Below are 18468 nucleotides of genomic sequence, written 5' to 3'. Positions count from 1 at the left end.
TTCTAATCGCTTTTACGTGGCGAATTTTCTTTTGGTTCATTGTTTTGCAAGTAATGCAGCCAATTGTCGCGAATGTTGCCGTAATTGAATTGGCAGAACTCTTTGCGATCACGCAGGTAGTCTTTTTCTACTTCATCGAGTAAGGCTTTGTATTGCTCAGGATCACTACCGTACACCAAACATAACGTTGAAAAGTAACGCTGCAAATCAAAGCTGTGTTCGTCAATGTACTCGCCAAAATCGTAGTAGTCCGGTCTGTCGTCGGATTCGAATGCGAACATGTCGGCGGCGCTAATGGCCATATCTGCGCCATCTTCTAGGAAGTCAATCATTAAAATAGTGGCAAAATTATCGACCGCATCTTCTTCTTTTCCGAGAACAGGGATGCTTTGATCTTCGATGTAAGCATGTCCAGCTTCATGAAGTAAAGTGTGCAATAACGTATCTAGCGCCCCTGTTTTTGGGGATTTTCCGAAGCGTTCTTCATACTGATTATTGGAGAAGTAATTGAGCGACTCCAAATAAAAAGTGTAAGGAACGTATATTGTGTGTGTATCAGGATCATACATTGGACCATCTTCTCCGCCGTAAACCAGCGTGAGAGCTTTATCAAATGGAAAGTAGGCCTGAGATAGCTCAGCAAAGATGGTGTTTACATCGCTGCTTTGAATAGATTGTTGGGCGATTTTTTCATGAGTTGTCTCTACGGGAGAATATTGAATACGAATGTTTTCAGCTGCTGTAGCTGATGAGACGACGCTGAGTAATAGTGCAGGGCAAAGCGAATGAATGTTCATGTGGGACTCTTGTTATTGAATAACTTGTATAAAAATTATACATGTTTTTGTCTGATGCATAGTTGGGGTTGTACTCATTAGCCAAAGTCGGGACGTCGGTCTCGAAAAGCAATCATGATAACATCGCATATTTCGGCTGCTTGGTTCTCTAGGGCGTTTATCAAGACCTCTTGGATAAGAACGGCGGTGAAGTTATTAGCTATGCATCGTATTCTAAGAAGCTTACTGAGTAACTGTGCTTCGATCTTTATCTGTGAAAATGATAATAGGCAGTTAATCATTGCAAGGTTTAACTATGGGGTTGGTGAATGTCACTGAATTGAAGAAAATTATCAGCGATATGTTATAATCCTGCTCCGTTGTGACGAAAACGTTTGTTGCAGCCTGAGAGTTTCCTTGGATTCGGCTCGTTTATACACCATGAGCCAGAGTTGAAAAGCTACGACAGGAACAGGCAAACCCAATTGTTTTGAACGCGCTCTCGGCGTTTAGCGGTTACAACGGGAAGGAACTTTGTTTGATAGTAATTGACACATTCTGTTTAAGTAAGGGAGCCCGAAGTGGTTCAGAAAGTGTCACCCAGAATTTACTCACAACACGACAGCCCAAGCGATAACGCACAGGTATTGCGAGGGGCCATTTGAAGGAGCTGTATCAGCTCCTTTCACATTTAAGGGCTTGCTAACAGCGTAAAAACTGACACATCGCTTAAGGAGCGCCCCTTAAACTAGCCTAAGGCGCATCTACACCAACTTTTTGAGTATTTTCGAAACAATAAAGCGAGAAAATTTGCTATTGAACGAAGGTTAAACTAACACTCATTCATTACGGAGAATGAAGAGAACAATAATAAGAGGCGATATGAATCATTTAATATCTGTAGGTGCACTGGAGTCCTTCTTGGTCGCAATCAGTGTGCTTTTCCTGGGGCATTTTATTAATGCTAAGCTACCGATTTTAAAGAAATTCAACATACCTGAGCCGATTGTAGGTGGTCTTATTGTAGCCTGCATGATTACTGCTCTTCATTTCAACGGCATCGATTTAGAGTTCGACTTGCCATTACAAAATACGTTTATGTTAATGTTTTTTGCGACAGTTGGTTTGGCCGCAAATTACACTCAGTTGATGAAAGGAGGTGCGAAGGTTTTTATCTTCTTAGCTGTCGCATCGTTTTACATCATCATACAAAACGGCGTTGGCGTTTCACTTGCGGCGGCGCTCGGTTTAGATCCTTTGATGGGGTTAATTGCTGGCTCGATTACTCTGTCTGGTGGTCATGGTACAGGTGCTGCGTGGTCACAAACCTTTCAAGACGTGTATGGATTGGATAACGTCTTAGAAATTGCAATGGCATCAGCGACTTTTGGTTTGATCATCGGCGGTATCATTGGTAGCCCTGTAGCGCAGCGCCTAGTCGAAAAGAACAGCATAGAGTCTGAGTATGGTCGTGGTGGTCGAGATGCCAAAACTCACGAGAAATTCCCGGAGTTGGTGACTTACAATGAATACGAAGAAGATAAAGTAACGGCGAAAAAAGTGGTGGAGAAACTCTTCTTCCTACTGATCTGTGTTACTGGGGCCAAGTATGTCGAGCAATGGGTAAGCACGTATGAAATCTCATGGCTGATGATTCCAGACTTCGTATATGCGCTATTCATTGGTGTGATCATTACGAATTTCTTGGAAGTGACCAAGATTCGTAAGTTAGATGCCGAAACGGTCGATATGTTAGGTACGGTATCGCTATCTCTGTTCTTAGCGATGGCTCTGATGAGCTTGAAGTTATGGAATATCTTCGATCTAGCGATTCCATTCTTGGTTATTTTAGCTGTGCAGTCTGTCGTCTTAGCAATCTTTACGTACTATGTTACGTTCAAAGTGATGGGAAGCAACTACGATGCTGCGGTTATTGCAGGGGGGCACTGCGGTTTTGGCTTGGGTGCAACCCCAACAGCCGTAATGAACATGGGTTCAATCGTTAACCGATTTGGCCCGTCGCCACAAGCATTTATGGTGGTGCCAATTGTGGGCGCTTTCTTTATCGACATCGTCAACTTAATTATCTTGCAAGGCTACATTTCATTCCTTGGTTAAAGTTAAGTGGATGAGCTCCTAGAGGCGAAATAAAAACGGTCACAACACTGGTTGTGACCGTTTTTTTATGACTTGGTTTGGTCGTTTATTGAACGAAGAATTATTGGATAGTTCGGCTGAACTTGAGGCTAGCTGTCCAACCAAGAATACCAATGAAGGCGTAAATGCCAACGTTTAACCAACCCGCTTGAGGAATGGCATTGAATGGGTTTGGTGTAATAATGGCGTGCAGCGGAAGGTAAAGCACTTCGGAGAAAAACTGATCTAGCCCGTAGAAACCAAAAAGTGCGATAGGCATCCAACGCAGCGCATAAATGGCGATAAACAAAATGACCAGTGGTGAGTTCACTTTTTGTGAAATAGCCATCGCAGTTAATGCCAGCGGTAACAGCAGAATACCGGCGAAAAACATTCTGATTAAAAACTCTCCCCAATGCAGCAGCACGTAACCTAACGAGGCTTGGCGGTACAATAAAGCCAATTGGTGATCAGTAGAGATGTTCAGCAACCACAACATTAAATTTGCAGCGAGTACGAGCACCGAGCAGACGAGCGGAATCACCAATAAGCCAAATCCTAGCTTCACTAAATGGGTTTTTATGTCACTGACAGGCATACTGCGCCAAAACATAATGCTGCCTTCCGCCCGTTCTTTGCGTAGCGTTCTTGGGAAGTACTGAACGGCTAACAAGATAGACAGCAGCCCTGCTCCTCCGGTAATCAACATATTGACATCATCGCCAAGCTCTTTGTGAATGTCACTGACATCGCCACCAAAGCTCATTTGGAAAAACATATTGTGTTGTAGAGTGTCGTTACTCATTAAACTCACAAAGAGAATAACTCCACACGCCAACACAAACAGTGGAATACGTAAAACAAGAGGGTTTTCTAACCACTCTTTTTGCAACATCGCGACAACTGAACGCATTACGCTGCCTCCTTCTGCAATGCTAAAAATAGATCCGCTAACTTCACCCCATGGATGGAGCCCATTGTTTCTGCTTGTTGGGCATACTGGGCTTTGAGTAACCATTTCGTTGAACCGAGGCCTTTTTGTGACGAGAGTGGGTTCATCGCTTCAATTTGTGTGCGGTGCTCGTCGTTGGCTTCAAGAATGAAATAGTCTTCACTGATACTGTCCATCGAGGTTTGCAGAACGGGGCGACCATGCTTAAGAATCAGAACATCTGTCAGCAAGTGCTCAATCTCTGATACTTCATGACTGGCGATGATCAACACGCGATCGCCGTCGTGAAACCATTCCAATAAGTGACGATAAAACGTCTCGCGATACACGAGATCTAACCCGAGTGTCGGTTCATCCAATATGAGGATTTGGGTGTTGGTTGCGATCACAATCGCGAGGTGTAATTGCACCTTCATCCCTTTGGATAAAGATTTGATACGCGCACGAGGTTTGATGTCCGTTTGACGAAGTAGCGTATCTGCTTGGGCGCGATTGAACCCTGGATGCACGCCCTCGGTATAGTTAAGCAGTTGAGCAACGGTCATCCAATCTGGCAGAACGTTGACATCCGAGATGTAGGATAAGCTCTGCATTATCTTGTCGCGTTGCATAATGGGTTCAAATCCGTTGATACGAATAGTGCCCTGATATTCATGTGCACCGAGTAGGGCATTAATAAGCGTTGATTTACCTGCGCCATTATGGCCGAGTAAGCCAAGTACTTGTCCTGCATGTAGGTCGAAACTCACTTCATGCAGTGCTTCTCCTTGTTGCTGATAGTGCTTGGAGACGTTGTTTACACTGACTAATGCGCTCATTGGTCACCTTTCAAGTGTGGTTTTAGTTGTAGAATGAATTCGTCGAGTGACATATCCAGACGCTGTATTGTGTCGGCTATCTGCGGAATTTGTTGCTGAAGAAAACGTGCCTTCTCGTCTGCGAGTAATTTGAGCTTTGCTCCTGAAGCGACAAACATACCTTGACCGCGTTTTTTCTCCACTAGCCCGTCATCAACAAGCAATTGATAGCCTTTCATTACGGTGAGGTGGTTAATTTTCATATCTGCAGAGATGCTACGGACGGAGGGCAGAGCATCGCCTTCTTGCCAGACACCTTGCAGTATTTGCTGCGTGATCTGGTCTGCCAACTGTCGAAATATCGGTTGGCGATCATGCCAATTAGTCATGAGTGAATCTCTTGGTTGAGATGGTGTTATATATATGTATAACACCTAGTGCATTAGAGAGAAAGTAATAATTTAAAACCTAGTGTATCCGCCTCTCTCATTCGCTCTAAATATCCACCTATGTGGTCGTTGTTTTGAGGTTTTGTTTTATATGGAAATTAATTGCTTCTCATAAGTTGAGAAGTGTTGTTTTTCTCTTCCCATCAATACACTTATCGCCTGTTCTAAATAAATATTCTCACTGAATGATAATTAGCATAATTTTAGGTCTGCCTATTTCTTACTTGATGAGAATCAATGGTCAAAGAGGCCTAGAAAACAAAAGTTTCGAGAGGCAATCTGACTGGCTTAGGCACCTATCTCACGTTGAGCGCGTGCTCAATGAATGAGAAAGAGTAGAGTAAAGAGGTCTCATGAATCAGGTAATATCTATCGGCCCACAGGAGTCGTTCCTTGTCGCAATTTGCGTGTTGTTTTTAGGGCAGTTCATCAATACCAAGTTACCAACCTTAAAAAAATTTAATATTCCAGAGCCAATTGTTGGTGGTCTAGTGGTCGCTTGCGTAATCACGACGATGCACTTAAACGGTGTGGATGTATCCTTTGATTTACCACTGCAAAACGTCTTTATGCTGATGTTTTTTGCAACCGTTGGCTTAGCGGCAAATTACACCCAACTGATTAAAGGCGGTGCGAAGGTTTTCATCTTCCTAGTTGTGGCATCGGTCTACATTCTTATGCAAAATGCGGTCGGCGTGTCCTTAGCAACAGCGTTGGGGTTAGATCCACTCATGGGGTTGATCGCCGGATCCATTACGCTTTCTGGCGGACATGGAACTGGAGCTGCGTGGTCGCAAACTTTTCAAGAAATGTATGGTTTGCATAATGTTCTAGAGGTGGCAATGGCTTCTGCTACATTTGGCTTGGTGATGGGCGGGATTATTGGCAGCCCTGTTGCACAAAAGCTACTAAACAAACACAACTTGGAATCGGAATACGGACGCACCAATCAAAGTCATCAGAGTTTCCCTGAACTGGTGACGTACAACGAACATGAGGAAGATCGCGTCACAGCGAAAAGAGTCGTTGAAAGCTTGTCCATCATTCTACTTTGCGTGACAGGCGCGAAGTATCTGGAGAGTTGGGTAAGCAGTTTTGACATCAAGTGGTTAATGATTCCCGATTTTGTGTATGCGCTGTTTATTGGTGTTGTTATCACTAACATCATGGAAGTGACGAAGGCGCGCAAGGTTGATTTAGAAACCGTTGATATTCTTGGCACGGTTGCACTATCTCTATTTCTTGCCATGGCCTTGATGAGTTTGAAATTGTGGAATATTTTCGATCTTGCGATCCCATTCCTTATTATTCTTGCTATTCAGTCGGCAGTGTTGGCGATGTTCACTTACTACGTAACATTCCGCATGATGGGAGGCAACTACGATGCGGCGGTGATCGCTAGCGGACACTGCGGTTTTGGGTTAGGTGCTACACCGACTGCGGTCATGAATATGGGCTCCATCGTGAGTCGATATGGTCCATCACCACAAGCATTTATGGTGGTTCCAATTGTCGGTGCATTCTTCATCGACATTGTGAATTTAGTGATTTTGCAAGGATGCATCGCTTTTATTCGATAACATTCGCTTTTTTACCGAAATAACAAAGCCAGCACCTATACGCTGGCTTTGCTATTTGTAACACGAAATCTTGTTTGCCTGACTTCAAGCCGTGAAATCAATGCGTTACTATGACGACATAGTGTTCAATTTTGCAGCAGCATGAGGTACCCACATGTCTGAAAAAATATCGACGTCGGCATTAGCGAAAATGCGCAAGGTAGAAGCTAAGCTGCTGTTTGCCGATCTCAAACGTGCAGGCTACATCGTTCGCCAAGATGAAAAGTGGATTTTGACCGAAGAAGGGGCAAAGTTTGGCGGTGAGTATGTGGATCACCCTAAATTTGGCCAGTTCATCGTCTGGCCGACCAACTTACATATTGAGCTGACTCCCAGCTCAGGGAAAACATTGAGCGCGACACAACTGGGTGAAAAGCTGAAATTGAATGCGAAGCGCATGAACCAGCTTTTGAGTGAACTGGGTTGGTTGACCAAATCCGAAGAGGGATGGAGTGTCACAGAAGCTGGTGTGCGCGCTGGTGGGCAGCAAAGAACCGATAAAGAAACACAAAATACCTTTGTCGTATGGCACGATGTGGTGCTGCGTAACAAGCGTCTTAAGCAGTCTGTCATTGAGTTTTTGGGGCAAGACGCGGAGTCACATTCTACGGATAAATCGTACTCAAGCTTTCGCCAAAAATTTGAAGCCAAGCACCGAACATTAGATGGGCATTACGTGCGCTCTAAGGGGGAGTTGCTCATCGACAACTGGCTGTACTTGGCTGGTGTTGTGCACGCTTATGAGCGTCAGTTGCCGATTGACCAAGATGTCACTAGCGATTTTTACTTGCCAGGTGGCAAAGTCTATTTGCAATTTTGGGGAAGTGACGATGGGGAGATGGCTCAGGCCGACCGTGAGACCATTCGTACTGTTTATGAGCAGCATCATTTCAATCTTATCGAAGTCGAACCGAGTGAACTAGACAAGTTGGATGAAGTGCTTCCTAAGCGTCTTCGTCAGTTTGGTATTAAAGCTTATTGACGACTTAAGCCCGCTGTTCAGATAAGAAAAAACCCGTGTTCAACACGGGTTTTGTATTTTTAGTGTGTTTCTAGGCTGCCATCCTATGGGTTAAAAGCCTTTGATGTTTTCTGCTTCTAGCTCAGAGAAGTACTTCACTGTCTTCACTTTCAGTTCTTGTTGAGCTGGTTCGTCGCATACGATCACCGCTTTAGGGTGAAGTTGAAGAGCAGAAACTGTCCATAGGTGGTTTACACAACCTTCCACGGCTGCTTCAAGTGCCTGAGCTTTGTTATGGCCAGTGACCAAGATCATCACTTCTTCTGAGTCTAGAAGCGTACCAACACCGATAGTCAGCGCGTATTTAGGCACTTGGTTGATATCGCCGTCAAAGAAGCGAGAGTTCGCAATGCGAGTGTCTTCAGTGAGGGTCTTGATGCGAGTACGAGAAGAAAGAGATGACGCTGGCTCGTTGAACGCGATGTGACCGTCGTTACCCACGCCGCCCATGAACAGGTTGATCTTGCCGTAAGACTTAATTTTGTCTTCGTAACGCTTACATTCTGCGTCGTGATCGTCTGTGTTACCGTTCAGTAGGTTGATGTTTTCTTCTTGAATATCAATGTGATTAAAGAAGTTGTTGTACATGAACGAGCGGTAAGATTCTGGGTGATCCGCAGGGATGCCAATGTACTCATCCATGTTAAAAGTCACGACGTTTTTGAAGCTGACTTCGCCGGCTTGGTAAAGCTCGATTAGGGCTTTGTAGGTTGCTAGAGGAGTGCCACCAGTTGGTAGACCCAGAACGAATGGACGCTCAGCAGTAGGTTTAAAGTCGTTGATACGCTTAGCGATATGCGCAGCTGCCCACTTACCTACTTGTGCTGCTCGAGTTAACGGGATAAGTCTCATTTTGTGCCCCTAGTTATTGGAATTGACGATGTACTGAAACATTAATTCGCATTATAAAATAAGTAATGGCGAACTGCTATTGTTTTAGGTCAAAATTTTGCTTTTTCTTTAACCAATGTTGGTTTTGTCGACGATTTTTATATCTAAATGCTTTTATAAGACGATTTTTTACAAAGAAATTGCATTATGAAACTGACGAATCAATAGATAAAATTTATGATCTAAATTAAGTTCTGCCTTCGCACTTAACCTTGTTTTTTAACAACCTACAGAGTGCGAAATCGCACACGAACTTCAAATATTATGGGTTAGATATGGCATGGCGCTCATTCTTTAACCATAATTGAAATGTGTAAACCAGTGAGGAATTCGGTATGAAAAATGAGTTAGATCCGAGCAAAGTACTACAGGCTTACGAATGTGTGATGAACAACGGTACGCCAACCGAATTTGGTAAAATGTATGAAGGTGTAGAAGCGTTTTCTGACTACGATGGGTACAACGTTTTCTTAAGAGGGAATGGTGTTGAGCTAAAAATTGGCTTCCACAACACCTATCACTTGGAATATGACCAAGAGCATTTGAAAGAGAGCTTTCTGAAAAAGATTGCGACGCTCGCCAAGTAAACGGTCATCACCCAAATATTAAAAAAGCCCTTGGGAGAATGCCCCCTTGGGCTTTAGGAGAAGAAATGAGCTTGTCTTGCTCGCTCAGTAAAGTCAAACGAGCTTTCGCCTACTGCTAGAAAAAGGCGAGAACTAGGTTATTGGTTATTAATCGTCTTCAACCAAACTCTCTTCAATGTATTCTTCTGTGGCGTCAGGCTTGTTACGACCATTTAGCGTATGGAAGCGCTTGCGACCACGAGCAAGTTGGGTGTACTTTAGCCACGTACGCTCAAGTTTTGTTTTTGCTTTGCCCGGGTTTTCTAACACCTTGATGAAGTGTTTCTCTTCGCTGTTTTCAGGTGTTAATTCGCCTGACTCTAAGCCAAGCATTGTATCCCCATAAATTGTTAGGATTTCCTCTTCTGAAAGAGTAAAATCGCCAGACTTTGCAAAGCCGCGTGGGAATTTTACGTTATCGTAAAAACGTTTTTTGCCATGACGGAATTCAGTGTCAGACATGTCAACAGCCTCTGTAACCGTTATTGATGAATGTAGTGAACTTACGGCGAAAATTAGGCTTAAATCTAACAAAAGAAAAACAAAACTTTTTTGTCGTCATGATTTTAATTAGTTGTTAATCTGGTTTTATATTAACCAGGAGATGGTTTATGGATGTAAAAGTCTTTCGAACATTTTTAGAGCTGGCAAGAGTTCGTCACTTCGGACGTGCTGCTGAGAACCTTTATATTACCCAAGCCGCTGTGAGCGCACGTATCAAACAATTGGAAAGTTACTTCGATACGCAATTGTTTATTCGTGATCGAAATAACATAAAGTTGACCTCTGCAGGTGAGCGCTTAATCAGCTATGCCGAGGTAATGGTCACTACATTGCAACAAGCGAAGCTAGAATTATCGCTTGAAGATGGCAAAGCGCTGCAACTAACGTTAGGTGGCACGCCAAACATTTGGGACGCTTATTTACAGAATTGTTTAAGTGTCGTCACAGATTCGTTTGGTGGTTATGGCTTCATGGCAGAAGTGATGGGACGTGAGATGCTCAGTCGTAGCTTGCTAGAGCGCACGTTAGATATGGCATTTGCGTTCGATCAGATCAAAGCTGATGAGCTTAACTGTAAAAAAGTGGCAGATGTTGTTCTCGTTCTGGTATCAACTGAGAAAGATTCTTTAGACACCGTTTTCGAAAACAAATATGTGTACGTTGACTGGGGGACGCGTTTCTCCTCAGAGCATTCTGAACGTCACCCTAAGATTCCGGCTCCATATTTACGCACTTCAACAGCGCGTATCGCATTGGACTTTATTTTAGAGAAGGGTGGAGCCGCGTACTTACCAATCTCTCTCGTGGAGCCATTTATCGCTAATGGGCAGCTTCACAAGGTGTCTGGAGTAGAAGATTGGTGTCGCCCTATCTATTTGAGCTATCGTAAAGCTAGCTCGTCTGTAGACGCGATTAAGCAAGTGGAAGAAATTGTCAAAGAGATCGATCCACTGACCGCTTACAGTTTTCAGCAAATTGGTTCTGGCACTTCCGACGAATAGCGTTGAATGAAAAGTCAGAAAAACGAAAAAGCCGCCTTGAGAAATCAAGGCGGCTTTGTTTTTATCTCGATGAATCGATAGTTATGGTAAGTCAAACAACAGGGCTGTTGTGCTTTCGTTTGATGTATTGCGCAAAACAACCTTACTCTGGTGTTCAACCTTCGCGCCGTCGCCAGCCGTCAAAGTGGTATTGTCGACACTAAGGCTCCCAGTCACTTGATGGATGAATAGATTTCGGCCCGACTCAATCTCAAAGTTTAGTTCGCTACTTGGCTCAAGAATTAACTGATGCAAAGTCGCATCTTGCTTAATAAGTAGCGTGCCGTTTTCTCCAGTTGGAGTTGCGATAGTCGTTAACCCAGGATTGCGACCAAAATCTTTTTGCTGATAACCTGGCTTGGTTCCAAATGTGTTCGGTTGAATCCAAATCTGTAGAAACCGCAGCGTATCTTGGTTCGATGCATTGTACTCACTGTGGTAAATCCCTTTCCCTGCCGACATGAGTTGGAATTCACCTGCAGGTAGTGTTTTGACGTTACCTTCACTGTCTTTGTGTGCGATAACACCTTCCAACACATAGCTGATGATCTCCATATCACGGTGGCCATGTGTATCAAAACCCGCGCCAGGCTTGACTACATCGTCATTAATGACTCTCAGCTCAGAAAAGCCCATATGTTGAGGATCGTAGTAGCTACCAAAAGAAAACGTATGTTTGCTATCAAGCCAGCCAAAGTTTGCTCGACCTCGGTCTGCTGCATGTCTTACCGTAATCATAAGGCCTCCTTAAGAGAGCTTTTTGTTTAAGAAGTTATCTAACGCTGCTTTACCTGCGCCAGAGAACGCCAGAGAAACGCTTGCTGCCAGTAATGCTAAGCCAAACTCGTAACCGTTGTTTGCCATGAACAGGCCATTTTCAAAGTGGACAGAGAATATCGCTACCACCATCGTGAACGCCAAAGCAACCGCTGCTGGTCGAGTTAGCAGACCAAGTAAAATGAACAAGCCGCCAAAGAACTCTGCGCTGCCCGCAAGTAACGCCATGAGCACGCCAGGACCTAAACCGATAGATGCCATCCACTGACCTGTGCCTTCTAGCCCGTAGCCACCAAACCAGCCAAATAGTTTTTGTGCGCCGTGCGCCATAAAGATAATGCCGATTGGAACGCGAAGTGATAGTGCGCTGTAACCTGCGTTTGATGTGGTAATTTTCTGTAATAGTGCTTTCATGATTCTGTCCTCTGACTCTTTTCAATGAGTGGGAAGCGTGTGCTCCCGTGCTGTTGAGAACAGTTTAGGTAGAGGCGAATATAAAAATAACGGGAGGATTTTGATAAACTCGTTCTAAAAAATTGAATATTTGGTTTTTATTTATTTAAATCAATGTCTTGATTTTTATATTCGAGTGTTTATTTGCCGATTATTGTCTGTTTTAAATCAAGGTCTGTCATTATTTTCGATAAACATTTTTGCTGTTAAACAAAAAAAGAGCACATGTACTGTGCTCTATTGCTTTCGCTTTTAACAAGGGAGAAAGGTGCGTTAAAGAAAACCGTCAGAGGTTCATTAAGCTCTCTAATGACTCCTCTACATTGTTGTAGTGATAAGTTCGAATATTACGTCCATCCGTCGCATTAATCTGAATTTCTGAGATCTCGTTATCTGAGTCTCGTTCGATAATTCCAATAGAATGATCTACGGATTTACTGGTAATAACCTTTTGGTTTCTTAATACAATTACGCAAGTATGTAAGTCCATGCCAATTCCCTTTAGCCGACGTTGTTGTGATGTTCTGGATCTAACTTTAGTGTACAAAAGCGCTAATGCCAATAAATCTCAATATTGAGTTCCGAAAATGGCTAATTGTGGGCGCTTAAGCAAGCTACAATAACACTATATTGAACGATGCCTATGAACAATAAATGACAAAAGGCATGAGCAAGGAAAGCACTATGTTTATTCACCCCCATACTTCACTGACCTTCGAGCAGTGTCACAAGGCGCGAGTCGCGCGAGACAGTCGTTTTGATGGGCGATTTTATGTGGCGGTAAAAACAACGGGAATCTTTTGTCGTCCGATTTGCCCGGCAAATTTGCCTAAAGAAGAAAATGTTGAGTATTTCGCTGATAAGACGCAAGCCCTTCAAGCAGGGTACCGTCCGTGTTTACGCTGTCGACCTGATAGCGCGCCTGGATCTTGGGCATGGAAAGGTGTCGAGACGACCTTTCAACGAGCGATTTCGTTAATTGATAGAGGGGAGTTGCATCAGCATTCGGTGTCTGAGTTGGCTGAGCGTGTTGGGATTTCTGACCGTTACTTACGTATGTTGTTTGAGCAGTATCTAGGTATGTCACCCAAGCAGTATGCGCAATATCAGCAACTAATGTTCGCCAAACAGTTGCTTCACTCCAGCTCTATGTCGGTCACCGACGTGGGGTTTGCATCAGGTTTTAACAGTACGCGCCGCTTTAACGATGCTTTTCAAAAGTTTCTCAAACTAACGCCTTCTCAAGTACGCCGTAAAGAGTTTGATGGTGCGGGTTGCAATCGAATTGCCTTACCTTATCGAGGTGAGTTGAATTGGTCGCACATGTTGGACTTCTATCGTTTGCGAGCGGTTGAGGGGGTTGAGCTGGTGAGTGATGAGAGTTATCAGCGCAACGTTTTTTTGGATAACAGCAAAGCCTGGTTTAAAGCGACAAAAGGTGAAGGATACTTAGAACTGGCGTTTGAAATTGAAGACGTAACGAAGCTGCAAAACTTGGTGTCTGACATTCGTCGTATGTTCGATCTTGACGCTGATATTTGTACTGTTGAGCAGCATTTGGAGTATGTCGCGCCTGGGCTCGTGTCGAGTAAAGGTATTCGTATTCCTGGTGTATGGAATGCATGGGAAGCAGGGGTTAGAGCGATTTTAGGCCAGCAGGTGTCGGTTAAAGCGGCGATTGGTCAACTTAACTTATTGGTGGCCACACTTAGTGGAGAGTCAGAAAAACGTTTTTTCCCGACTCCCAGTGATATTGCGAACGCCGACGTGAGCTTTTTGCGCATGCCGCAAAGCCGTAAAGAAACGCTAGTGCGCTTCGCCCAGTTTATGCAGGACAACTCAGAAGCTGACCCCCAGCACTGGCTAGCTTTGAAAGGCATTGGACCTTGGACCGTCAGTTATGCTCAACTGCGAGGGCAATCTCAACCCGATTGCTTTCTAGATAAAGACTTAGTGGTGAAAAAGGCGATGCAGCGTTACCCATCACTGAATACGCACACTGCGGCCCCTTGGGGAAGCTACGCGACGTTTCACTTATGGAATCAATCATGAAAACATTTTATACCGAAATGCCGAGTCCACTAGGAACGGTGACTATCCAATCGAACGCTGAGGGCTTACTTGGCATTTGGTTTGAAACATGCACCACTAAGCCGAGTGAGCTGGGGGTGCGAGACGAGCAGCATCCGGTTTTGCGCCAAGCTGTCACCCAACTGGATGAATACTTTGCTGGTCTGCGCAACGAATTCGACTTGCCCCTTGCAGCGACAGGCACTGATTTTCAAAATCAAGTTTGGCAGGCACTAACGACCATTCCATATGGGGAAACGTGGAGCTATCAAGATCTCGCGAATGCGATAGGTAACCCTAAAGCTGTGCGTGCTGTTGGGTTAGCAAACGGGAAGAATCCGATTTCTATCGTGGTACCTTGTCATCGCGTTATTGGCAAAAGCGGAAAACTGACTGGGTATGCAGGTGGAGTGGAGCGCAAGCAACGTTTGCTCGCGCTGGAGCAAGGTACACCGCTTTAAGTGAGGCGATTCTCGTATTGGGATTAAGCGTGCTACACAGGGGTAACGATAGTGTAGAGTTTCATAATCGTTATACGAATAGAAGAAGGACAATAAGGACATGCCTTTCAAAACGGATTTTGATGCCTTCATGAGTGAGTGTTGGCAGCATCACGAGGAAAATCCCGAACAAGTTTATGCTAAGCTAGAAACGGCTCTGAGCGAGGTGGAAGACGTTACCCAAATCGAGCGAATATTCGTATTGATGCTGCATACCGCTATTGGGCATCTCCAGTGCCCAGAACAGTTTCTTACTTGTTTAGAGCACTTTGATGAACGCAAGGTTGCCGAGAGTTTGGCATTTCAACGCAGTATTGCCGTTGCGCGCTATTTCGTAGATGGCACTGACAATATGGAATTATTGGAAGAGCAAGAACAACGCCGAGTTTACGCTTTGATTTCGAATGAACTTTCTGCACTTGTTCAGCTTGAACTGGCGAGTCAATGGTTGGTGAAGGCAGCGTTAGGAATGACGCCGAACGATGCAGAAGGGCCATTAGCGCGCGCTATCGCGATCACTGCGAACAACTTAGCATGTCAGTACGAAGCGCTGGCTGAGCGCACGTGCATGGAAAAATCGAAGATGCTAGAAGCAGCGACACTCGCGCTAGACTATTGGAAAGTGGCAGGGGGTTGGATGCAAGAAGAGCGCGCAGAGTATCGCTTAGCGATGAGCTTGCTTAAAGCAGATAAACCGCAAGAAGCCAAAGTGCATGCTGAGCGCTGTGAGGTTATTTGTCAGCAAAATGGTAGCGACGCGTTTGAGCTGTTCCACGCACATGACTTGTTGATGCAAGTACACTTCCATCTTAGTCAGAAATATAAAGCTAAATTGGATGAAGAGATGCAGCAGCACTGCAAAACGAGCTCGTTGACGTGATCTTAGCGTTGAATGAAAAAAGCCCCGAGCGACTGGCTGGGGGCTTTAGGGTTGTTGACTATGCAGCGATGATTATGCTGCTTGCGCTTTTGCTTGGTATCGTCCTGGTTTATGGTTCATCGCCAAAATCAAGTTCGTTGCGATGGCACCTAGAACAGATAGAGCGATAAGGTGCACATCTACAATGAACAGTGACATCACCACGATGGCACAATCTAACGCCATTTGAACTTTACCCGCTCGAACTCCAAAACGTTCCTGAAGGTACAACGCTAGAATGTTAAAGCCACCCAAACTCATTTTGTGACGGAAAATTACCAACATACCGATTCCAATCAGTCCACCACCCAAAAGTGCCGCATAGAAAGGTTCGATTCGTGAAATCTCAATCACATGATGCAGATGATCGACCGCAAAAGAGACAATCGAAACCGCAATAAAGGTATTGATAGTGAAGCGCCAACCCATGCGCATCACAGATAAAATATAAAAAGGGAGGTTAAGAGCGAAAAATATCTGACCAAAACTGAAGTCACTCACTTTGGTTAGGAAGATCGCCAAGCCAGCCGTACCGCCAGTGAGCAATCCTACTTTGCTAAAAAATATCACCCCAAGTGACACTAACGCACTGCCGAGCGTCAGAGCCAAGAGGTTCTCTCTTAGGCTATGATCTTTGTCCATAAATTAATTTCCTTGGTTTAAAAACCGCGCCGGAGATAACACGTCTCACGGACGCGATAGACAGTCGCCAAAATAGCAACTAACAAATCGGCCAATAAAATGTCGCGAAAAGTGATGGATGTCGAGTTTTTGGACGAGATTATGATGATATTAACCTGTTTAACATAATGTACACAGATAGAAAAACAACAAGGAAAAGTTATGATTAAGAAAGTTGGCAACACCCAAATCAACACATTACATCGACTGAGTTGCCACTGTGGAAAAGTTGAGCTGGAACTGGCGTTACCCAATGGTATTGAGAAACCGAGACGGTGTGACTGTTCTATGTGTCGACGTCGTGGCGCGATTGTCGCATCTGTACCTTTGAACGGTATTCGTATTATGCAAGGCGAAGACGTCTTGAAGCAGTATCAATTTAATACACACACTGCGAAGCACTTTTTCTGTGGCGAGTGCGGTATTTATACGCACCATCAGCGTCGTTCTGACCCGAGTGAGTATGGCTATAATGTCGGCTGCTTAGAGGGCGTCAACCCATATGAGTTGGGAGCGATTGAAGTGATGGATGGCGTTAACCATCCATCCGACCGCTAGGTTGTGTTGCAAGTTAAGCACCTGATTGTCGGTGCTTTTAAGTAAATAAACCGCTATTCATCCACAAGTGTACCGCAATACTGGCGGCATAACCCAAGGCGATGACGGGAGCCCACTTTAGGTGGCCAAAGAAGGTGTATTGTCCACGCGCGGCTCCCATTAAAGCGACGCCTGCCGCGGAGCCAATGGAAAGCAAACTGCCACCGACACCTGCGGTTAATGTGACCAGTAGCCAGTTGCCCATCGACATGCTTGGTTCCATGGTCAGTACAGCAAACATAACCGGAATGTTATCGACGATTGCAGATAGGACACCAACCATTACGTTTGCCCAGACTGGGTTCCATTGCGTGTACATGACGTTTGAAACCAGTTCGAGGTAGCCAAGTAAACTTAAACCGCCAACACACATTACAACACCGTAGAAGAACAACAAGGTGTCCCATTCGGCTCGAGACACACGATGAAACACATCAAACGGAACCACTGAGCCTAAGCGCTTCAATGCCTGATCATCGCCATTGGCAATTGCCATAGCTGCTTTTTTTGCGAGTGAGTGTTTGAGAGTTTGGCGCAAAAAATATCCGAAAAACTGTAAGTACGCCAAGCCCATCATCATGCCCATAACGGGTGGGAAGTGCAGCACAGCATGGAAAGAGACTGCGGTGGCAATCGTCAAAATGAACAACGCGACAATACGCCTTGCCCCGCGTTTTAGCTCAACGTGTTGGTGAATCGTATTCGGTTTTGTGTTTGGAACAAAAAGTGACATCAAAAATGCGGGAACCAAGTAGTTCACCAATGACGGTACAAACAACGGAATGAACTCAGCAAAGCTGACATGACCGGCCTGCCACACCATCAGGGTTGTAATATCACCAAATGGGCTGAATGCACCGCCAGCGTTGGCTGCGATAACAATGTTGATACAAGCAAGATTGACGAACTTAGGATTATCACCAGAGACTTTCATCACTACAGCGCACATCAAAAGGGCCGTAGTTAAGTTATCGGCAATCGGTGAAATGACAAAAGCGAGAAACCCCGTCAGCCAGAACAACTTTTTGAATCCAAAACCTTTACCAACCATCCACGCCTGTAAGGCATCGAAGAGTTTGCGTTCTTCCATTGCGTTGATGTAAGTCATCGCCACGAGCAAAAACAGCAGCAACTCGGCATATTCCAACAAGTTGTGTTCTAGTGCGGATTTGGCGATTTCAGGCTGGTTGTGTTGAGCAAAGGTGTAGCCAATCAGAATCCAAATTAATCCTGCAGCGAGCAGCACTGGCTTGGATTTTCTCATTTTCAGATACTCTTCCAACATAACCAGTATGTAAGCGATCGAAAAGATAATCAGAGCCGCGTAACCGACACCAGAATTAACAAGGTTCAGTTCATTGGTTGATGCAGCAAAGGTGGCGCTAGAGAACAACAAACAGCAGAAAGCCACAATTGGATAGATTGGCATAGACATTTCTCCTTTGTCTGGTTGGAGAAATATTAGCCACAAATGAATGAGTTAGTTGTGAGAGAGCTCGAATTAACAGTAGGAGTTAGGAAATGATAGTGTGCGCCACTATTTTCTGAGTGACGCAATGCTTGCTGCGCCGAATAAAACCGCAGCGGCATATAAACCGTAAGTTAACCAGTGACTAATCTCTAAAAAAGGAACGAGTCCTTGACCTGCCCACATACAGCC

The 18468-nt window shown here is 44.7% G+C and carries 20 protein-coding genes; 9 read left to right on the top strand and 11 right to left on the bottom strand.

What is annotated here, in order from left to right:
- Nucleotides 1-2 precede the first annotated feature (2 nt).
- Complete coding sequence (locus R7Q46_RS14785) at nt 3-797, bottom strand: DUF4344 domain-containing metallopeptidase (RefSeq protein WP_213871339.1); 795 nt, start codon at nt 795-797, stop codon at nt 3-5.
- An 861-nt stretch (nt 798-1658) separates the two neighbouring features.
- On the opposite strand from R7Q46_RS14785, the gene gltS (R7Q46_RS14780) reads away from it, so the two are divergent.
- A complete protein-coding gene (gene gltS, locus R7Q46_RS14780; protein ID WP_005374448.1) occupies nt 1659-2894 on the top strand; it encodes a sodium/glutamate symporter in 1236 nt (411 codons plus the stop codon).
- A gap of 100 nt (nt 2895-2994) precedes the next feature.
- On the opposite strand, the gene R7Q46_RS14775 is transcribed toward gltS (R7Q46_RS14780), so the two are convergent.
- The 3 genes from R7Q46_RS14775 to R7Q46_RS14765 are packed head-to-tail and all read right to left on the bottom strand — an operon-like array spanning nt 2995 to nt 5050.
- Nucleotides 2995-3825 carry a membrane protein gene (locus tag R7Q46_RS14775; protein ID WP_017821047.1) on the bottom strand — a complete coding sequence of 277 codons (831 nt, stop codon included), beginning with the start codon at nt 3823-3825 and terminating at the stop codon, nt 2995-2997.
- A complete protein-coding gene (locus R7Q46_RS14770) occupies nt 3825-4682 on the bottom strand; it encodes an ABC transporter ATP-binding protein (protein WP_017821046.1) in 858 nt (285 codons plus the stop codon). The genes R7Q46_RS14775 and R7Q46_RS14770 overlap by 1 nt, the downstream gene beginning before the upstream one ends.
- Nucleotides 4679-5050, bottom strand: a complete 372-nt coding sequence (locus tag R7Q46_RS14765; RefSeq protein WP_005383223.1) for a GntR family transcriptional regulator — start codon at nt 5048-5050, stop codon at nt 4679-4681. Before R7Q46_RS14765 ends, R7Q46_RS14770 begins: the two co-directional genes overlap by 4 nt.
- 413 nt (nt 5051-5463) lie before the next feature.
- On the opposite strand from R7Q46_RS14765, the gene gltS (R7Q46_RS14760) reads away from it, so the two are divergent.
- Both gltS (R7Q46_RS14760) and R7Q46_RS14755 read left to right on the top strand, forming a co-directional pair.
- Nucleotides 5464-6690 carry a sodium/glutamate symporter gene (gene gltS / locus R7Q46_RS14760; RefSeq protein WP_213871340.1) on the top strand — a complete coding sequence of 409 codons (1227 nt, stop codon included), beginning with the start codon at nt 5464-5466 and terminating at the stop codon, nt 6688-6690.
- 154 nt (nt 6691-6844) lie between these two features.
- The gene (locus tag R7Q46_RS14755; protein ID WP_005374442.1) at nt 6845-7711 is read left to right on the top strand and encodes a hypothetical protein; all 867 of its coding nucleotides are present in this window, start codon (nt 6845-6847) and stop codon (nt 7709-7711) included.
- A 90-nt stretch (nt 7712-7801) separates the two neighbouring features.
- On the opposite strand, the gene nagB is transcribed toward R7Q46_RS14755, so the two are convergent.
- Nucleotides 7802-8602, bottom strand: coding sequence for a glucosamine-6-phosphate deaminase (gene nagB / locus R7Q46_RS14750; RefSeq protein WP_005374441.1), 801 nt, complete (start codon nt 8600-8602; stop codon nt 7802-7804).
- A gap of 374 nt (nt 8603-8976) precedes the next feature.
- On the opposite strand from nagB, the gene R7Q46_RS14745 reads away from it, so the two are divergent.
- Nucleotides 8977-9228 (top strand): DUF3081 domain-containing protein, encoded by a 252-nt coding sequence (locus R7Q46_RS14745; protein WP_005374440.1) that lies wholly within the window; start codon nt 8977-8979, stop codon nt 9226-9228.
- A 147-nt stretch (nt 9229-9375) separates the two neighbouring features.
- Here the strand turns inward: R7Q46_RS14745 and R7Q46_RS14740 are convergent, their stop codons facing one another.
- Nucleotides 9376-9729 carry a DUF413 domain-containing protein gene (locus tag R7Q46_RS14740; protein WP_005374439.1) on the bottom strand — a complete coding sequence of 118 codons (354 nt, stop codon included), beginning with the start codon at nt 9727-9729 and terminating at the stop codon, nt 9376-9378.
- A 149-nt stretch (nt 9730-9878) separates the two neighbouring features.
- Between R7Q46_RS14740 and R7Q46_RS14735 the strand changes: the two genes are divergently transcribed.
- Nucleotides 9879-10772, top strand: a complete 894-nt coding sequence (locus R7Q46_RS14735) for a LysR family transcriptional regulator (protein WP_005374436.1) — start codon at nt 9879-9881, stop codon at nt 10770-10772.
- Between the two features lie 81 nt (nt 10773-10853).
- Here the strand turns inward: R7Q46_RS14735 and R7Q46_RS14730 are convergent, their stop codons facing one another.
- The 3 genes from R7Q46_RS14730 to R7Q46_RS14720 all read right to left on the bottom strand — a co-directional run bounded on the left by R7Q46_RS14730 (nt 10854) and on the right by R7Q46_RS14720 (nt 12531).
- Nucleotides 10854-11549, bottom strand: a complete 696-nt coding sequence (locus R7Q46_RS14730) for a pirin family protein (RefSeq protein ID WP_017821043.1) — start codon at nt 11547-11549, stop codon at nt 10854-10856.
- Nucleotides 11550-11558: 9 nt separating this feature from the next.
- Nucleotides 11559-12002, bottom strand: a complete 444-nt coding sequence (locus R7Q46_RS14725; protein ID WP_005374434.1) for a DoxX family protein — start codon at nt 12000-12002, stop codon at nt 11559-11561.
- Nucleotides 12003-12327: 325 nt separating this feature from the next.
- Nucleotides 12328-12531: a hypothetical protein gene (locus R7Q46_RS14720; RefSeq protein WP_017633816.1), complete on the bottom strand. Its 204-nt coding sequence runs from the start codon at nt 12529-12531 to the stop codon at nt 12328-12330.
- Between the two features lie 194 nt (nt 12532-12725).
- Between R7Q46_RS14720 and R7Q46_RS14715 the strand changes: the two genes are divergently transcribed.
- The 3 genes from R7Q46_RS14715 (at nt 12726) to R7Q46_RS14705 (ending at nt 15491) form a co-directional block, all read left to right on the top strand.
- On the top strand, nt 12726-14093 hold the full coding sequence (locus R7Q46_RS14715) for an AlkA N-terminal domain-containing protein (protein WP_053303985.1): 1368 nt from the start codon (nt 12726-12728) through the stop codon (nt 14091-14093).
- Nucleotides 14090-14572 carry a methylated-DNA--[protein]-cysteine S-methyltransferase gene (locus tag R7Q46_RS14710; protein WP_005374431.1) on the top strand — a complete coding sequence of 161 codons (483 nt, stop codon included), beginning with the start codon at nt 14090-14092 and terminating at the stop codon, nt 14570-14572. The genes R7Q46_RS14715 and R7Q46_RS14710 overlap by 4 nt, the downstream gene beginning before the upstream one ends.
- Nucleotides 14573-14672: 100 nt before the next feature.
- Nucleotides 14673-15491, top strand: coding sequence for a hypothetical protein (locus tag R7Q46_RS14705; RefSeq protein ID WP_213869889.1), 819 nt, complete (start codon nt 14673-14675; stop codon nt 15489-15491).
- A 72-nt stretch (nt 15492-15563) separates the two neighbouring features.
- On the opposite strand, the gene R7Q46_RS14700 is transcribed toward R7Q46_RS14705, so the two are convergent.
- Complete coding sequence (locus R7Q46_RS14700; protein ID WP_005374427.1) at nt 15564-16172, bottom strand: YitT family protein; 609 nt, start codon at nt 16170-16172, stop codon at nt 15564-15566.
- Between the two features lie 201 nt (nt 16173-16373).
- Here R7Q46_RS14700 and R7Q46_RS14695 point away from each other — a divergent pair, with 201 nt between their 5' ends.
- Nucleotides 16374-16769, top strand: a complete 396-nt coding sequence (locus tag R7Q46_RS14695; protein WP_053308033.1) for a GFA family protein — start codon at nt 16374-16376, stop codon at nt 16767-16769.
- Between the two features lie 37 nt (nt 16770-16806).
- Here R7Q46_RS14695 and nhaD read toward each other — a convergent pair whose 3' ends face one another.
- A complete protein-coding gene (gene nhaD / locus R7Q46_RS14690) occupies nt 16807-18237 on the bottom strand; it encodes a sodium:proton antiporter NhaD (RefSeq protein ID WP_005374422.1) in 1431 nt (476 codons plus the stop codon).
- Nucleotides 18238-18468 lie beyond the last annotated feature (231 nt).

The sequence above is a fragment of the Vibrio sp. 811 genome (genome assembly GCF_033339195.1).
The sequence above is the reverse complement of the archived record's forward strand: the minus strand, read 5'-3'. Positions and strand labels throughout refer to the sequence as shown.

Excerpts from the sequence above, each read along its gene's own strand:
- gltS (WP_213871340.1), top strand. The coding sequence starts at position 5,464 with ATGAATCAGGTAATATCTATCGGCCCACAGGAGTCGTTCCTTGTCGCA.
- R7Q46_RS14710 (WP_005374431.1), top strand. The coding sequence starts at position 14,090 with ATGAAAACATTTTATACCGAAATGCCGAGTCCACTAGGAACGGTGACT.
- R7Q46_RS14775 (WP_017821047.1), bottom strand. The coding sequence starts at position 3,825 with ATGCGTTCAGTTGTCGCGATGTTGCAAAAAGAGTGGTTAGAAAACCCT.
- R7Q46_RS14745 (WP_005374440.1), top strand. The coding sequence starts at position 8,977 with ATGAAAAATGAGTTAGATCCGAGCAAAGTACTACAGGCTTACGAATGT.
- R7Q46_RS14735 (WP_005374436.1), top strand. The coding sequence starts at position 9,879 with ATGGATGTAAAAGTCTTTCGAACATTTTTAGAGCTGGCAAGAGTTCGT.
- nhaD (WP_005374422.1), bottom strand. The coding sequence starts at position 18,237 with ATGCCAATCTATCCAATTGTGGCTTTCTGCTGTTTGTTGTTCTCTAGC.
- R7Q46_RS14770 (WP_017821046.1), bottom strand. The coding sequence starts at position 4,682 with ATGAGCGCATTAGTCAGTGTAAACAACGTCTCCAAGCACTATCAGCAA.
- R7Q46_RS14720 (WP_017633816.1), bottom strand. The coding sequence starts at position 12,531 with ATGGACTTACATACTTGCGTAATTGTATTAAGAAACCAAAAGGTTATT.
- R7Q46_RS14755 (WP_005374442.1), top strand. The coding sequence starts at position 6,845 with ATGTCTGAAAAAATATCGACGTCGGCATTAGCGAAAATGCGCAAGGTA.
- R7Q46_RS14695 (WP_053308033.1), top strand. The coding sequence starts at position 16,374 with ATGATTAAGAAAGTTGGCAACACCCAAATCAACACATTACATCGACTG.
- R7Q46_RS14730 (WP_017821043.1), bottom strand. The coding sequence starts at position 11,549 with ATGATTACGGTAAGACATGCAGCAGACCGAGGTCGAGCAAACTTTGGC.
- R7Q46_RS14715 (WP_053303985.1), top strand. The coding sequence starts at position 12,726 with ATGTTTATTCACCCCCATACTTCACTGACCTTCGAGCAGTGTCACAAG.
- R7Q46_RS14700 (WP_005374427.1), bottom strand. The coding sequence starts at position 16,172 with ATGGACAAAGATCATAGCCTAAGAGAGAACCTCTTGGCTCTGACGCTC.
- nagB (WP_005374441.1), bottom strand. The coding sequence starts at position 8,602 with ATGAGACTTATCCCGTTAACTCGAGCAGCACAAGTAGGTAAGTGGGCA.
- R7Q46_RS14740 (WP_005374439.1), bottom strand. The coding sequence starts at position 9,729 with ATGTCTGACACTGAATTCCGTCATGGCAAAAAACGTTTTTACGATAAC.
- R7Q46_RS14705 (WP_213869889.1), top strand. The coding sequence starts at position 14,673 with ATGCCTTTCAAAACGGATTTTGATGCCTTCATGAGTGAGTGTTGGCAG.
- R7Q46_RS14765 (WP_005383223.1), bottom strand. The coding sequence starts at position 5,050 with ATGACTAATTGGCATGATCGCCAACCGATATTTCGACAGTTGGCAGAC.
- gltS (WP_005374448.1), top strand. The coding sequence starts at position 1,659 with ATGAATCATTTAATATCTGTAGGTGCACTGGAGTCCTTCTTGGTCGCA.
- R7Q46_RS14725 (WP_005374434.1), bottom strand. The coding sequence starts at position 12,002 with ATGAAAGCACTATTACAGAAAATTACCACATCAAACGCAGGTTACAGC.
- R7Q46_RS14785 (WP_213871339.1), bottom strand. The coding sequence starts at position 797 with ATGAACATTCATTCGCTTTGCCCTGCACTATTACTCAGCGTCGTCTCA.